Raw genomic sequence first — 14,625 nt, 5'->3', positions numbered from 1 at the left:
ACGCACTCCTTTATCTTTGGGTGCGTCTATGGCAATCCTTTTTCCTTTAGAAATTCCGTCGAATCCTGAACGACAGCGGAAAAATCCGGTGTTTTTTCCAAAAAAATCCAGTGTGCATTTTTGTCCCTGCGGAACCAGGTGAGCTGCCGCTTGGCGTACTGCCGGGAGCGGAGCTTGATCTCCTCCGCTGCTGCCTTCAGGTCGCCGCCGGTCTCCACCGCCTCCACCAGCTCCTTGTAGCCGATGGCCTGCATGGCGGTGCAGTCCCGGGGGATCCCGGCGGCCAGCAGGGCCCGGACTTCCTCCACCAGTCCCCGCTCCATCATGAGATCCACCCGCTGGTCAATGCGGGCGTAGAGGTCCTGGCGGTCCTGGTAGGTCAGGGCAATGGTAAGCCCCTCGTAGCGGGGCGGCAGACTCTGGGTCTCCCGGTTGTGCTGGGAGAGGGTCTTTCCCGTCTCGTACCACACTTCCAGTCCCCGGAGGATCCGCTTTTCATCGTTGGGATGGAGTTTGGCGGCCCCTTCCGGGTCGATCCGCTGTAACTCCTCCCACAGGGCAGGGAGTTCTCCCCGGGCCGCTCTCTCCTGGAGTCTGGCCCGGTGGCCGCTCTCCGGCCGGAAGGCCGAAAAGGACCGGCCCTGCCGCAGGGCATCAATGTACAGGCCGGTGCCGCCCACCACAATGGGCTGCTTGCCCCGGCGCAAAATATCTTCCACACAGGCGGTGGCCTCTTCCACGTACCGGGCCACGCTGTAGTTCTCCCCCGGCGCCACCACACCCATCATGTGGTGGGGCACCCCTTCCATCTCTTCCAGGGTGGGGCGGGCGGTGCCGATCTGCATGTCCCGGTAGATCTGCATGGAGTCCGCCGAGACCACTTCACCGTGAAACCGCTTGGCCAGCGCCACCCCCAGCCGGGTTTTTCCCGTGGCGGTGGGGCCGCAAATAATAATCAGTTTTGGGGGCATGATGGCAGCGCCTCCTTCTTCCTCAGCTTCGCTTAAACTGCCGCTCCAGCTGGCCCCGGGTCATGGTGATGGCCACCGGCCGGCCGTGGGGGCAGTACTTTACTTCGCCGGATAGCACCGCCCGGGCCACCACCATCTTCTCCTGGGGGGTGCTCTTCTGCCCCCCCTTGATGGCTGCCTTGCAGGCCATGGTGTGGAGCACGGCGTCCCGGGCAGCGGCAGGGTCGGCCCCGCCGCCGGTGAGCAGATCCCCGGCAATGGCGCACAGGGCCTCTTCCACCTGCCCCGGCTCCAGATAGTCAGGGATCTCCCGCACAGCCAGGGCCCCGCCGCCGAAGTCCTCGCAGGCGAAGCCAAACCGGCGCAGCAGGTCTTCCTGGGCCAGGAGGGCCGTCCCTTCCTCCGGGGAGGGGGTGAAGATCACCGGGGCGAGCAGGGTCTGGGCCATGGGGGTATAGCCCTCCTCCTTCATCCGGTCAAAGTGCATCCGCTCGTGGGCGGCGTGTTTGTCAATGAAATAAATGGTGTCCCCCTGCTCTACGATCAGGTAGGTGTCCAGCACTTCTCCCGCCAGCCGCCAGGGGATCTCTTTGGTTTCGGGCAGCAGGGGGGCAGGCTCCGCCGGGTTTTCCACAGAACCTTCTGCGGGTTTGGGGGGAACCGGCGGGGCAGGAGGTGTATCCACAGGTGTACCCTTGGGGACACCTACGCTTTCCAAAGTTTTTTCCACACTTTCCACCGGTTTTTCCACATTTTCAGGAAAATCCGTGGATTTCTTGGGGAATTGAGGGGAAAACTCGTTTGATCTTGGGGATAACCGGGTGTATTTTGGGGTGTATTCCTTCTCCACCGGCCGCAGCAGATCCCAGGCAGAGGCGGACGGCGTGGTCCGGGGAACCGCCGTGGGCGCCCGCAAGGGCTGCACCGGAGCAGAGAGGGACGGAGCCGCCCCAGCCGGCTTGGACGGGGCAGGGGAGGGGGGTACCGCCGGGGCGGGAGCCTCCCTTTTCTCCGCAGGCTTTTCCTGGGGAAAGACCACTTTGGGGTGGCCCTGCTGGGCTTGCAGGGCAGAGAGCACCCCATAGTACACCCCGGAAAACACCTTCCGCTCGTAGAGGAACTTCACCTCGGTCTTGGCCGGGTGGACGTTCACGTCCACCGTGTTGGGCTTCACCTGGATCTGCAATACGCAGCCCGGGAACCGGCCCAGCATCTTCTGGTTCTCATAGGCCCGCTCCAGGGCGGTGGTGAGAAGGGCCGACTTCACCTGGCGGCCGTTGACGAAAAAGTACTGGGTGTTCCGGCTGCCCCGGCAGCAGACAGGCATGGAGACAAAGCCGCTGACGGTCATGTCTTCCCCTTCCGCCTCCACCGGCAGAAAGCCCAGGGCCATATCCCGGCCCAGCACAGCGTAGAGGGCGGAGGACAGCTTCCCGTCCCCGGGGGTCATAAGGTCCTGCTTCCCGTCCCGTATGAACTTCACCGCCACCTCCGGGTGGGAGAGGGCCAGCTTCTGCACCAGGGCGAACACCGCCGCCCCTTCCGTGGCGTCCCGCTTCATGAATTTCAGCCGGGCAGGGGTGTTGAAAAACAGGTCCCGCACCACCATGGTGGTCCCCAGCGGGCAGCCTGCCTGATCTTTGGCCACCACCTGGCCCCCTTCCAGGGTGAGGGTGGTGCCCAGGTCTTCCTCCGCCGTCCGGGTGAAGAGTTCCATCCGGGACACGGAGGCAATGGCGGCCAGGGCTTCTCCCCGGAATCCCAGGGTCCCGATGGCGGCCAGATCTTCCGGGGTGCGGAGCTTGCTGGTGGCGTGGCGGAGAAAGGCCGTCTCGCACTGGTCCGCAGGGATGCCGGAGCCGTCGTCGGTCACCCGGATCATAGACATGCCGCCCCGCTGGATCTCGATGGTCACCATATGGGCGCCGGCATCAATGGCGTTTTCTGTGAGTTCTTTTACCACAGAGGCGGGACGCTCTACCACCTCTCCTGCGGCGATCAGGTCCGCCACATGGGACGCAAGGACTTGGATGGCAGCCATAGGCCCGCCTCCTTTCTATCATCAAAGTTTTTCTTTCAGTTCGCTCAGCAGGTTCAGCGCCTGCAGGGGCGTGAGGCTCTCCACCGTGGTCTTCCGAAGGGTTTGCAGCACCTCTTCCTCTCCCAGGGCGGTGAGGGAGACCTGGGCCTCTTCCCGGGCCGGGACCGGCCGAGTGGTCTCCTGGGCGGCCTCCAGCTCCTGGAGGATCTCCCGGGCCCGCTTGATCACCTTGGGGGGGACCCCGGCCAGCTGGGCCACTTCGATGCCGTAGCTCTGGTCGGCCCCGCCGGGCACGATCTTCCGAAGGAAGAGGATCTCGTCCTTTTTCTTCCGGGCGGCGATGTTAAAGTTCTTCACCCCGGGCAGCTGGCCTTCCAGCACGGTGAGCTCATGGTAGTGGGTGGCAAAGAGGGTCTTGGCCCCCAGACGCCGGGCATCGGCGCACCATTCCAGCACTGCCCGGGCAATGCTCATGCCGTCGTAGGTGGAGGTGCCCCGGCCGATCTCATCCAGGATGAGCAGGCTCCGGGGGGTGGCCCGGCGGAGGAGCTCCGCCACCTCGGTCATCTCCACCATGAAGGTGGACTGGCCTCCGGCCAGGTCGTCCGAGGCCCCAATCCGGGTAAAGATCCGGTCCACCACGCCGACGCGGGCGGAGCGGGCCGGGACAAAGGACCCCATCTGGGCCATCAGGACGATGAGCGCCACCTGCCGCATATAGGTGGATTTACCCGCCATGTTGGGGCCGGTGATGATGGCGGCCAGATGCTCCTTGCTGTCCATATAGGTGTCGTTGGGGACAAAGAAGCCGTCGGTCTGCATCCGCTCCACCACCGGATGGCGGCCCTCGGTGATCTCCAGCACATCGGAGCCATCCACCAGGGGCATGCAGTAGTTGTTTTCCACGGCGGTCTGAGCAAAGCAGGAGAGCACATCCACCCGGGCCACCGCCCCGGCGATCCGCTGGATCTCCCCGGCCTTCAAGGCCGCCTGCCGCCGAATCTCGCAGAAGAGTTCGTATTCCAGGGCCACGATCCGGTCCTGGGCCGAGAGGATGGTATGTTCCATCTCTTTCAGGTCCTGGGTAATGTACCGCTCGCAGTTGGTGAGGGTCTGCTTGCGGATATATCCCTCGGGCACCTGGTCATAATAGGACTTGGAGACTTCAATGTAATAGCCAAAGACCTTGTTGTAGCCCACTTTCAGGGACTTGATGCCGGTCTTTTCCTTTTCCTCCGCCTCCAGCCGGGCAATGATGCCCTTGGTGTCGGTGAGGATGCCCCGGAGCCGGTCCACCTCCGGGTGGTACCCGCTGCGGATGACGCCGCCCTCCCGCACGGAGAAGGGAGGCTCGTCCACAATGCCCCGGTCGATCAGGTCGCACAGCAGGGGCAGCCCTTCCAGCTGGGTCCGCAGCTGGGCCAGCCGGGCAGGGGCTTTTTCCGGCAGGAAGGCTTGCAGGTCAGGCAGACGCCGCAGACCGGCAGACAGGGCCACCAGGTCCCGCCCGCCGGCGGAGCCATAGACGATGCGGGAGATGAGCCGCTCCAGGTCAGTGATGCCCCGCAGGGTCTCAATGAGTTCTCCCCGCTCCACCGTGTTGTCCACCAGCCAGCCCACCGCTTCCAGCCGCCGGGAAATGGCCACCGGGTCCAGCAGGGGGCGCTCCAGCCAGCTGCGCAGCAGCCGCCCGCCCATGGGGGTCCTGGTCTTGTCCAGTACCCACAGGAGGGAACCTTTCTTGTCCTTGCCCCTTAGGGTCTCGGTGAGCTCCAGGTTCCGCCGGGCGGCAGGGCCCAGCTCCATGAAGCGTCCGGCGGTGTAGTAGTGGAGAATCCGAATGTAGGAAAGGTCGGTTTTCTGGGTCTCGTACAGGTAGGACAGCAGGCCTCCTGCCGCCCGCACTGCCGCTTCCCCGTCCTGGGGCAGCAGGTGCATGGCGTCGCCAAACTGGCGGTGGGCCAGGGCGGCGGCGGTCTCCAGATGGAACCGGTCCTCCCCGGCCTGCTCGATGCGGCAGCCGGTGCTCCCGGCCAGGTACTGCATGATCTCCCCGCTGCGGAGAAGGGGAGAGAGGATGGCCTCCCGGGGATTAAACCGGGCCAGCTCGTTGATCATATGGGCCTGCCAGCCCTCACCCATGGCCTGGGTGAGAAAGACCTCTCCGGTGGAGACGTCACCGATGCACAGCCCGGCCCTTTCCCCGTCGGACCACAGGGAAGCCAGGAAGTTGTTCCGGGCCTCTTCCAGCATGGTCTCCTCAATAAGGGTGCCGGGGGTCACCACCCGGATGACCTCCCGGTCCACCAGGCCCTTGGCCTGGGCGGGGTCCTCGGTCTGCTCGCAGATGGCCACCTTATAGCCCTTGGCGATGAGCCGGGCGATGTAGGCCTGGGCGGAGTGGTAGGGCACCCCGCACATGGGGGTGCGCTCCTCCGGGGGCTTGTTCCGGTCCCGGGTGGTGAGGGTGAGGTTCAGCTCCTCGGCGGCGGTTTTGGCGTCGTCGTCAAAGAGCTCGTAAAAGTCGCCCAAGCGGAAAAAGAGCAGACAGTCAGGGTGCTGCTCCTTGATCCGCAGGTATTGTTTTTTCATGGGGGTCAGCTCTGCCATGAAGGATTCCTCGATTTCTCTGTATCTATCAAAGCGGTCCCCTTACACCACCCGGCCAAAGAGGGCCCAGGTGGAGGAACCGGTGATCTCTGCCTGCTGCCAGGTGCCCACCAGGGCGGGGTCGGCCTCCAGGTGGATGAGACGGCCGCCGTCGGTGCGGGCGGTGAGCCGTCCGTCGGCGCCCACGCCGTCCACCAGGCAGCGGAGGGTCTTGCCCACGTAAGCCTGATGCTTCTGGGCCGAGATCTCGTTCTGCCGCTGGAGCAGACGCTGGAAGTTGGCGCTCTTCTGCTCCTTGGGCATGGGGTCGGGGAGCTTTTCCGCGGGGGTGCCCCGGCGGGGGGAGAAGATAAAGGTAAAGAGGGCGTCGTAGCCCACTTCCTCCACCAGGCGCATGGTCTCCTCAAACTCCTCCTGGGTTTCCCCGGGAAATCCCACGATCACGTCGGACGTCAGGACGATGTTCGGGATGCGCTCCCGCAGCTGGCGGACCAGATCCAGGTAGTGCTCCCGGGTGTAGCCCCGGTTCATGGCCTTCAGCACCCAGCTGCTGCCGGACTGGAAGGGGAGATGGAGGGCAGGGGCCACCTTTTCGCAGGACGCCATGGCGTCAAAGAGCCGGGGAGAGGCGTCCTTGGGGTGGCTGGTCATAAAGCGGATGAGGAAGGTGCCGGGAATGGCGTTCACCTGCTCCAGCAGCCAGGCGAAGTCCACTCCCAGGCCCAGGTCCTTTCCGTAGGAGTTGACGTTCTGGCCCAAAAGGGTAATGTCCTTGTATCCCTCCTGCACCAGCTGCCGCACCTCGGCCAGGATGGCCTCCGGCTGGCGGCTGCGCTCCCGGCCCCGGACATAGGGGACGATGCAGTAGGTACAGAAGTTGTTGCAGCCGTACATCACCGACACCCAGGCCTTCAGGCCGTTCTGCCGGACCACAGGGATCCCCTCGGCCACAGAGCCGGGGACATCGTCGGTGGCAAAGACCCGCTTGCCGGAGGAGAGCTTTTCCAGGAGCAGCTGGGGGAACTGCCACAGCAGCTGGGGACCAAAGACCAGGTCCACATAGGGGAAGGACTGCCGCAGCCGCTTGGCCACGTGATCCTGCCGGGCCATGCAGCCGCAGACGCAGATGATCTGGTCCGGGTGGCGGCGCTTGGTGTGGGACAGTGCGCCCACGTTGCCAAACACTCTCTGTTCCGCGTGCTCCCGGATGGCGCAGGTATTGAGCAGCACCAGGTCTGCGCCCTCTTCGGTGCTCGTGAAGGTGTAGCCCATCCGGGCCAGATATCCCCGCAGGCGCTCGGAATCGGCCTCGTTCTGCTGGCAGCCATAGGTGTCCACAAAGGCCCGCTTGGGGCCGGGGCTGCGGCTGAGCAGGTCGGCCACCTGGTCGCAAAGGGAGAGCTGCCGGGCGATTTCCTCCGGCGCAATGGTAATGGTCTGTCTCAAGGTCGATTCCTCCGGGTGTTGAAAATTTGAATTCTATATACAAGGATACAGCCTGTAGTATAGCACAGGTTTCCCCTCTTTTCAAGGCGGGGCCGCTGGGGGCGCCGGGGACCGTTGACTATTTCCCCGTGGGCGTGCTATACTAAATTATGTATCGGCATTTTGCCCGTCTAACCATTGAGATCAGGGAGGAACCACCATGCGAGCAGTGGTAACAAGAGTATCTTCGGCCTCTGTGGCCATCGACGGCGTCACCACCGGCGCCATCGGCCAGGGCTTTCTGGTGCTGCTGGGCGTCGGCCCGGAAGACACCAAGGCCCAGGCAGAAAAGCTGGCCGACAAGGTCTGCGGCCTGCGGGTCTTTTCCGACGAAGCAGGGAAGATGAACCGCAACCTGGAGGCCGTAGGCGGCAGCCTGCTGGTGGTCTCCCAGTTCACCCTCTACGCCGACATTAAGAGCCGGCGCCCGGGCTTTACCAAGGCCGCGCCCCCTTCGGTGGCCATCCCCCTGTACGAGGCCTTTATGGACCTGTGCCGGGACCGTGGCTTCCACGTGGAGCACGGGGAGTTCGGAGCGGATATGGCGGTATCCTCGGTCAACGACGGACCGGTAACCATCTGGATGGACACCGACACCATGTAACCGCCGCCTGCCGCGGCATAGACCATCCCCCCATACCGGGGGAGTTCAGACTGTCCCGCCGAGAGCGCGGGAAGAAGAGGTGACTTATGTTACAGATTAAACGCATGCCCGTGGGGCAGATCGGCACCAACTGTTACCTGCTGGAGGACCCGGAGACCAAGCTGTGCGCCGTGGTCGACCCCGGCGACCAGGCCGCTGACATCGACCGGGAGATCCGCAAGGCTGGCCTGACCCTGTCCATGATCCTCATTACCCACGGACATTTTGACCATGTGCTGGGGGTCCCCGGCCTGCTGGAACAGTGGCCCGGCATCCCCGTTTACGTGCACGAAAAGGAAGTCAACTGGAACAAGGCCGGCGACCAGTATATGCTCCTGGCCCCGGTGGACAACATCAAGACCGTGAAGGAGGGGGACACCATCCCCTTCGGCGCTGCGGAGATCCAGGTCATGCACACCCCCGGCCACTCTCCCGGCTCCCTGACCTTCCGGGTGGGCGACGTGCTCTTCTGCGGCGACACCCTCTTTGCCGGGTCCTGCGGCCGCACGGACTTCGTGGGGGGCAGCTACGGACAGATCCTGCTCTCCCTGAAGCGCCTGGCTTCCCTGGAGGGGAACCTGCGGGTGTGCCCCGGCCATGAGGGCATCTCCTCCCTGGACGTGGAGCGGGTCCGCAACCCCTTCGTCCTGGAAGCCCTGCGATGAATCTCTATTTCTCCGGCCACGGGGAAAAGTACGCCGTGGAGCAGACCATGCTCACCCTCTTTCCCCAGGAACGGCCGGTCTATCCCGAAGGCCCTGTCCAGGGAGATAACGCCCTGGACCTGTCCTTCTCCCGGGGGCCCGTGTGGACCACCGCCCGGGCGGTTCTCCGGCGGGACGGCGGGACCTTCACCCGGCAGTGCCGGGTGAAAACCGCCCGGCTGGACCAGGCCGACCCAGTGGAAGCCACCCGGCTCACCCGGCGGACCTTGCAGCGGGCCTTCTATCTGGCAGCGGTAGACTGTCTGGGCACCGAGCCCCCCTGGGGGATGCTCTCCGGGGTGCGCCCGGTGAAACTCCCCACCCGGGCCATGGAGGCGGGGGCCACCCCCCGGCAGGCGGAGGCCATGCTCCGCCGGGACTACCGGGTCTCTCCGGCCCGGCGGCGGCTGGCCATGGACTGCGCCCAGGCCAGCCTGGCGGTCAAGAAGAGCTTGCAGCCCCAGGAGGTCTCCCTCTATGTGGGCATTCCCTTCTGTCCCACCCGGTGCGCCTACTGCTCCTTTATCTCCTCCTCCGGCTCGGCCAATAAGCTCATCCCTTCCTACCTGGAGGGGCTGCTGCGGGAAATTGACGCCGCCGGAGAAAACCTGCAAGCAGCAGGGAAAACCGTCCGCTCGGTGTACATCGGCGGCGGGACCCCCACCACCCTGTCCGCACCCCAGCTGGCCCAGCTGATGGACCGGCTGCGCACCGCCTTCCGTCTGGCGCCGGACACGGAGTTCACCGTGGAGGCCGGCCGGCCGGACACCATGACCCGGGAAAAGCTGGAAGCCATCCGGGCAGGCGGCGGCAACCGCATCTCCATCAACCCCCAGACCATGTCCGACGGGGTGCTGGCGGCCATCGGCCGCAGCCACCGGGCAGAGGACATCCGCGCCGCCTATGCGCTGGCACGGGAGGTCGACGTGGGGGCCATCAATATGGACCTGATCGCCGGGCTCCCGGGGGACACCCCCGAAGGGTTCCGGGCCTCTCTGGAAGAGGTCATCGGACTGGACCCGGAGAACATCACCGTGCACACCCTGGCCCTCAAGCGGGGGGCACGGCTCCGGCAGGAGGATGCGGTCATCCCCGAGGGGGAAGCCGTGGCGCAAATGCTCTCCTTCGCCTGGGATGCCCTGCGTGAGGCGGGCTACGTCCCCTACTACCTCTACCGGCAGAAGTTCACCTCCGGCTCCTTTGAGAACGTGGGCTGGTGCAAGCCCGGTACCCTCAGCCAGTACAACATCTGCATGATGGAAGAGCTCCACACGGTGCTCTCTCTGGGGGCAGGGGGCGTCACCAAGACCATTGGAGAGGGCTGCGTCAAGCGTCTGGCCAACCCCAAGTATCCCCAGGAATACCTCCGGGATCTGGACCGTATTATAGAAGAAAAGACAACGTATTTTTAATTTCAGGCTATTTTTTGTGACTTTGTCATAGACCTGCATGAGAGGAGGCCGTATGATGGCACATCAGCTGCAGGAAATCAACCGGCGGATCGACCAGGACACCAAGGGCTTTTTAGAGGAATGCGACGCCCAGTACGCCCAGAAGGTCAGCGCCGCTGTGGACACCGTGTTAAACAACCTCTCCAACAGCCCCATCGTTTTGCTCTCCGGGCCCTCCGGCTCCGGCAAGACCACCACGGCGCTGAAGATCGAGGAGGAACTGCTCCGCCGGGGTGTGGCTTCCCACACCATCTCCATGGACAACTACTTCAAGACCCTGGACAAAAAGACCGCACCCCGCACCCAGGACGGACTCATCGACTACGAGTCCCCCCTGTGCATGGATATGACCCTGCTCAACGACCACTTTGCCAAGCTCTCCCAGGGAGAGCCCATTGTGGTGCCCAAGTTTGAGTTTGCCCGCCAGATGCGCAACGACCACGCAGGCACCCCCCTGCGCCTGGGCAAGAACGAGATCGCCATCTTCGAGGGCATCCACGCCCTCAACGACGACTGCGCCGGGCGCAACCCCCAGGCCACCTGTCTGTACATCTCCGCCCGGTCCGATGTGCTGGAGGGGGATGTCCTCCGGTTCAAGGGGACCTGGATGCGCTTGACCCGCCGGGCCGTGCGGGACTATAATTTCCGCGGCACTGACGTTTCTGAGACCCTGGAGATGTGGGCCAACGTCCGCCGGGGAGAGAAGCTCTATATCTCTCCCTTCAAGCATCGGGCCAACTATATTTTTGACTCCTCTCTGCCCTATGAGGTCTCGGTGATGAAATACTACGCCATTCCTCTGCTGGAGGCCGTTCCCCAGGAAAACCCCCGGCGGCAGGAGCTCTTTGACCTGATCCGGGGCTTTGTTCCCTTCCACCCCATCGACCCCGCTCTGGTGCCCCCTGCCTCCCTCATCCGGGAGTTCATCGGCGGCGGCACCTACGACTACAACTAAGTGACCCCCGGGCCTCGGGCCCGTGATCAATACTCATGAAAGGATGTCTTACCCATGTCTGAAGAATGCACCCATGACTGCAGCACTTGCGGCTCCAGCTGCGAGCATGTCGACGCGAAAGACCTCATTGCACCCCTGAACAAGGATTCCTCCATTAAGCACGTATACGCTATTATGTCCGGTAAGGGCGGCGTGGGCAAAAGCTCCGTCACCGCTTCCCTGGCTTCCGCCATGGCCAAGAAGGGCTACAAGGTGGGCGTCATGGACGCAGATATCACCGGTCCCTCCATCCCCACTGCCTTCGGCCTGGACACCCGCGCCGTGGGCGACGGCGAGAGCATCTTCCCTGAGCTCACCACCGGCGGCATCAAGGTCATCTCTCTGAACCTGCTGCTGGAAAACAAGGGCGACCCTGTCATCTGGCGCGGCAGCCTGCTGGGCGGCGTGGTCAAGCAGTTCTGGAGCGACGTGCGCTGGGGCGAGCTGGACTACCTGTTCATCGATATGCCTCCCGGAACCGGCGACGTGCCCCTGACCGTGTTCCAGTCCATCCCGGTGGACGGCATCGTGGTGGTCACCTCTCCTCAGGACCTGGTCTCCCTCATCGTCACCAAGGCTGTGCGCATGGCTGACATGATGAAGAAGCCCATCCTGGGCGTGGTGGAAAACTACAGCTACTTCCAGTGTCCCAACTGCGGCGAGAAGCACTATATCTTCGGCAAGAGCAACCTGGAGCAGGTGGCTGCTGAGCTGAACCTGAAGGTGCTGGCCCAGCTGCCCATGGACCCCGCTATGGCCGCTGCCATGGACCAGGGCGCTGTGGAGAGCCTGGAGCACAACTATATGGACCCCGTAGCCGACGCCATCGTAGCCCACGAAAACGACTGATCCCAACCCACCAAACCGGCGGGGCGAGTCCTGCTCGCCTCGCCGGTTTTCTATTCATCCCACAGAAAGAGAGGACCTCCCCCCATGAAACTCATTTCCTGGAACGTCAACGGCCTGCGGGCCTGCATGAAAAAAGACTTTATGGCCTCCTTCCAGGCCCTGGACGCCGACATTTTCTGCTTGCAGGAGACCAAGCTCCAGCACCACGCCGGACAGATCGAGCTGGACCTGCCCGGCTACCACCAGTACTGGAACAGCGCTGAGAAGAAGGGCTATTCCGGGGTGGCGGTGTTCACCCGGGAGGAGCCCCTCTCCGTGACCTACGGCCTGGGGATCGAAGCGCACGACCATGAGGGCCGGGTGATCACCGCAGAGTTTCCCGCCTTCTACCTGGTGTGCTGCTACACCCCCAACGCCCAGGACGGCCTCAAGCGCCTGGACTACCGGATGACCTGGGAGGACGCCTTCCTGGCCCACCTGCAAGCCCTGGACGAAAAAAAGCCCGTGATCCTCTGCGGGGACCTGAACGTGGCCCATCAGGAGATCGACCTGAAGAACCCCAAGACCAACCGCCGCAACGCCGGCTTCACCGACGAAGAGCGGGAGAAGATGACCCGGCTGCTCTCCTCCGGCTTCACCGACACCTTCCGGGCCAAATACCCTGACCTGGAAGGGGCCTATTCCTGGTGGAGCTACCGCTTCCACGCCCGGGAGAAGAACGCCGGGTGGCGCATCGACTACTTCATCGTCTCCGACCGGCTCATGCCCCAGGTGGCAGAGGCCGCCATCCACAACGAAATCTTCGGCAGCGACCACTGCCCCGTGGAGCTGGAACTGAGCCTGTAACCCCTCGCCCGGAGTCACGTTTGTACACAGCTGAACCCCCGTTCCATCTGTCTTACAGGGGACCCACCCCCGTGGGGGCCCTGCCGGGCGGGCCCGGCTTTCTCCGGAGAAAGCCGGTGAAAGAGCGCCGGGGCTGCGGCCCAGTGTCGGGGCGTGGTCACGCCGCCGCCCACCCGCTGGGCGGCGGGGGAGAGGGACGCTTAGAACCGAACACCCCGGACCCCATCTCTTGAACAAATCGCAATCCATCCTGCCCCCCGTAATCTTGGAGGACACCTAACATGAAACATAAACGACGAGGGATCATCGCAGCCTGTCTTTGCCTGGTCCTTGCTTTGGCCATTTTGTTCCTTGCCTTTTCGGAGAAACCCATGGCCCGGCTGCTGCCGGAGGTCACAGATACCACGGTCTGCATGATCACCGTAAACAATCCCCCCACGGAATCCGACAGTGTGTATCTGTCCCACAGGGAAGCGGTGGAACCTTTGGTCACCCTTCTGGGAGACTGCAAGCTCAGATTTTCCGGCTTCGTCGGCTCCACCTTTTATGGGGACGGGGCAACCTATCGCCTGGTGTTTGGCGAAGGGGACCAAGACGCAGGCAGTCTCACCATCCGTGGAACGGACGTATATTCCGGCCATTTCCACTTCCGCATGTCGGAGGAAGACGGGGCAAGATGCCAAGAGATCTTGACCCAGGCAATGGAGAAGGGGAAGGCAGACGACTCGCAGCCCTGACACAATCTCTATATAAACAATAAAAAGAGAAGGCCGGAATCCCCGGCCTTCTCTTTTTGCTGTAGGATGTAAGGTGCGTTGAACAGCACCGGGAACGCAAGCACGCCCTGGTCCTTCACTGTGATTTCCCCGGAGCATAGGCCGCCCACTTGACCCGCGCACCAATGGGATACACCAGGATACCATCCCGCTGATACCTTGTCGTGACCAAAATGCATCCCTGACCCAGTTCCTCACTGCCCCGGCCCAGAAACTCCCGGTCTATCAACAAATCCTCAGAAAAGTTATCATAGGCCAGGGGAGACAAAATAACGATCCGCGTGACCCGATATGCCCGTTCCCCCTCCATGGGATGGGGCTGGAAGAGGTCCGAAAGCCGACGGGGTCGATGTACAAAATACGCCTTCTTCATGTGACTCTCTCTTTCATTTTTTATGTACTTATTATCCTACATATTAAACAGTATCGCACATAACGTCCTTAAAATAAACACAGAATATCCTCTGGATCAGTACATTTTAAGGACAGGTGTCTCCCATGGAACGAAAAAAGCCCGATGCTCACCTGGGTCTGCGCATCGACCGGACCCTCCACGATAAACTTTTTTATGTTGCCCGTTACGAGGGCCGCTCCGGCAACGGCCAGGTGCTCTACCTCATCCGCCAGTGCATCCAAGCCTTTGAGGCCCAGCATGGCCCCATCCCCCTGCCGGAGGAGGACGATAAGGCCGAATAACAACCTCTTCTGGGGTTTCCTCCACAAGGGGGACCCACCCCCGTAGGGGCCCTGCCGGGCGGGCCCAGCTTTCTCCAGAGAAAGCTGGAGAAAGAGCGCCGGGGCTGCGGCCCCTGGACCCTGGGGGTGAGGGGAGGAGGTTCCTCCCCTCACACTCCCTTCCTCTGGCAGTAAATACCCTATGGCGAAGCAGCCAATCTGGGGACCGGCCTGTGGCCCGGTTAAGAAACGCAGGTACGCCGCCGCCCACCCGCTGGGCGGCGGGGGGACCGGGAGGTGGAGGCGAACGGACTCTGTCTCTCGTCCAGGCCGTAGGGCCCCCGCGGGGGTGGGTCCCCCTTCCACCCGAATGAAAGGAATACCCCCATGAACAAGGCAGAGCATGTGATCGCTGCAAAAAATACGCCGGTATGGAATGTCTGAACTGCTCCAAATTGTGCGGACAGTACAAAAAGCGCCCTGGTAGGAAAAATAAGTTTTAGGTGGAGAGGCGCCGCGCCAGCGGTGCCTCTCCGGTTTTTAACTGGATACGTTCATAGTTATAAAAGTGGATATAGCG

The 14,625-nt window shown here is 63.0% G+C and carries 13 protein-coding genes; 8 read left to right on the top strand and 5 right to left on the bottom strand.

The features are described from left to right. Window positions 1-26: 26 nt before the first annotated feature. The 4 genes from miaA to miaB are packed head-to-tail and all read right to left on the bottom strand — an operon-like array spanning window position 27 to window position 7,068. Window positions 27-971, bottom strand: a complete 945-nt coding sequence (gene miaA / locus SOR61_RS09545) for a tRNA (adenosine(37)-N6)-dimethylallyltransferase MiaA (RefSeq protein ID WP_320612429.1) — start codon at window positions 969-971, stop codon at window positions 27-29. A gap of 22 nt (window positions 972-993) precedes the next feature. Beyond that, entirely contained in the window at window positions 994-3,012 is a 2,019-nt protein-coding gene (gene mutL / locus SOR61_RS09540) for a DNA mismatch repair endonuclease MutL (protein WP_320612428.1), read from the bottom strand. 21 nt (window positions 3,013-3,033) lie between these two features. Beyond that, complete coding sequence (gene mutS, locus SOR61_RS09535) at window positions 3,034-5,622, bottom strand: DNA mismatch repair protein MutS (protein WP_320612427.1); 2,589 nt, start codon at window positions 5,620-5,622, stop codon at window positions 3,034-3,036. Window positions 5,623-5,664: 42 nt separating this feature from the next. Then, window positions 5,665-7,068: a tRNA (N6-isopentenyl adenosine(37)-C2)-methylthiotransferase MiaB gene (gene miaB, locus SOR61_RS09530; RefSeq protein ID WP_320612426.1), complete on the bottom strand. Its 1,404-nt coding sequence runs from the start codon at window positions 7,066-7,068 to the stop codon at window positions 5,665-5,667. 199 nt (window positions 7,069-7,267) lie between these two features. On the opposite strand from miaB, the gene dtd reads away from it, so the two are divergent. From dtd to SOR61_RS09495, 7 genes are all read left to right on the top strand, one after another. Next, complete coding sequence (gene dtd, locus SOR61_RS09525) at window positions 7,268-7,711, top strand: D-aminoacyl-tRNA deacylase (RefSeq protein WP_320612425.1); 444 nt, start codon at window positions 7,268-7,270, stop codon at window positions 7,709-7,711. Window positions 7,712-7,797: 86 nt separating this feature from the next. Next, window positions 7,798-8,415, top strand: a complete 618-nt coding sequence (locus tag SOR61_RS09520; protein ID WP_320612424.1) for an MBL fold metallo-hydrolase — start codon at window positions 7,798-7,800, stop codon at window positions 8,413-8,415. Continuing rightward, the gene (gene hemZ, locus SOR61_RS09515; RefSeq protein WP_320612423.1) at window positions 8,412-9,866 is read left to right on the top strand and encodes a coproporphyrinogen dehydrogenase HemZ; all 1,455 of its coding nucleotides are present in this window, start codon (window positions 8,412-8,414) and stop codon (window positions 9,864-9,866) included. The genes SOR61_RS09520 and hemZ overlap by 4 nt, the downstream gene beginning before the upstream one ends. 55 nt (window positions 9,867-9,921) lie before the next feature. Beyond that, window positions 9,922-10,860: a nucleoside kinase gene (locus tag SOR61_RS09510; RefSeq protein ID WP_320612422.1), complete on the top strand. Its 939-nt coding sequence runs from the start codon at window positions 9,922-9,924 to the stop codon at window positions 10,858-10,860. A 54-nt stretch (window positions 10,861-10,914) separates the two neighbouring features. Next, window positions 10,915-11,748, top strand: coding sequence for an Mrp/NBP35 family ATP-binding protein (locus SOR61_RS09505; RefSeq protein WP_320612421.1), 834 nt, complete (start codon window positions 10,915-10,917; stop codon window positions 11,746-11,748). Between the two features lie 84 nt (window positions 11,749-11,832). After that, window positions 11,833-12,594: an exodeoxyribonuclease III gene (locus SOR61_RS09500; RefSeq protein WP_320612420.1), complete on the top strand. Its 762-nt coding sequence runs from the start codon at window positions 11,833-11,835 to the stop codon at window positions 12,592-12,594. A gap of 281 nt (window positions 12,595-12,875) precedes the next feature. After that, complete coding sequence (locus tag SOR61_RS09495) at window positions 12,876-13,331, top strand: hypothetical protein (RefSeq protein ID WP_320612419.1); 456 nt, start codon at window positions 12,876-12,878, stop codon at window positions 13,329-13,331. 115 nt (window positions 13,332-13,446) lie between these two features. Here SOR61_RS09495 and SOR61_RS09490 read toward each other — a convergent pair whose 3' ends face one another. Beyond that, complete coding sequence (locus SOR61_RS09490) at window positions 13,447-13,743, bottom strand: hypothetical protein (protein ID WP_320612418.1); 297 nt, start codon at window positions 13,741-13,743, stop codon at window positions 13,447-13,449. A gap of 125 nt (window positions 13,744-13,868) precedes the next feature. Here SOR61_RS09490 and SOR61_RS09485 point away from each other — a divergent pair, with 125 nt between their 5' ends. Next, window positions 13,869-14,066, top strand: a complete 198-nt coding sequence (locus SOR61_RS09485; protein WP_320612417.1) for a hypothetical protein — start codon at window positions 13,869-13,871, stop codon at window positions 14,064-14,066. Window positions 14,067-14,625 lie beyond the last annotated feature (559 nt).

Origin of the sequence: Evtepia sp., from assembly GCF_034090835.1 — a bacterium.
In the GTDB taxonomy this organism is placed as follows: domain Bacteria; phylum Bacillota; class Clostridia; order Oscillospirales; family Oscillospiraceae; genus Evtepia.
The sequence above is the reverse complement of the archived record's forward strand: the minus strand, read 5'-3'. Positions and strand labels throughout refer to the sequence as shown.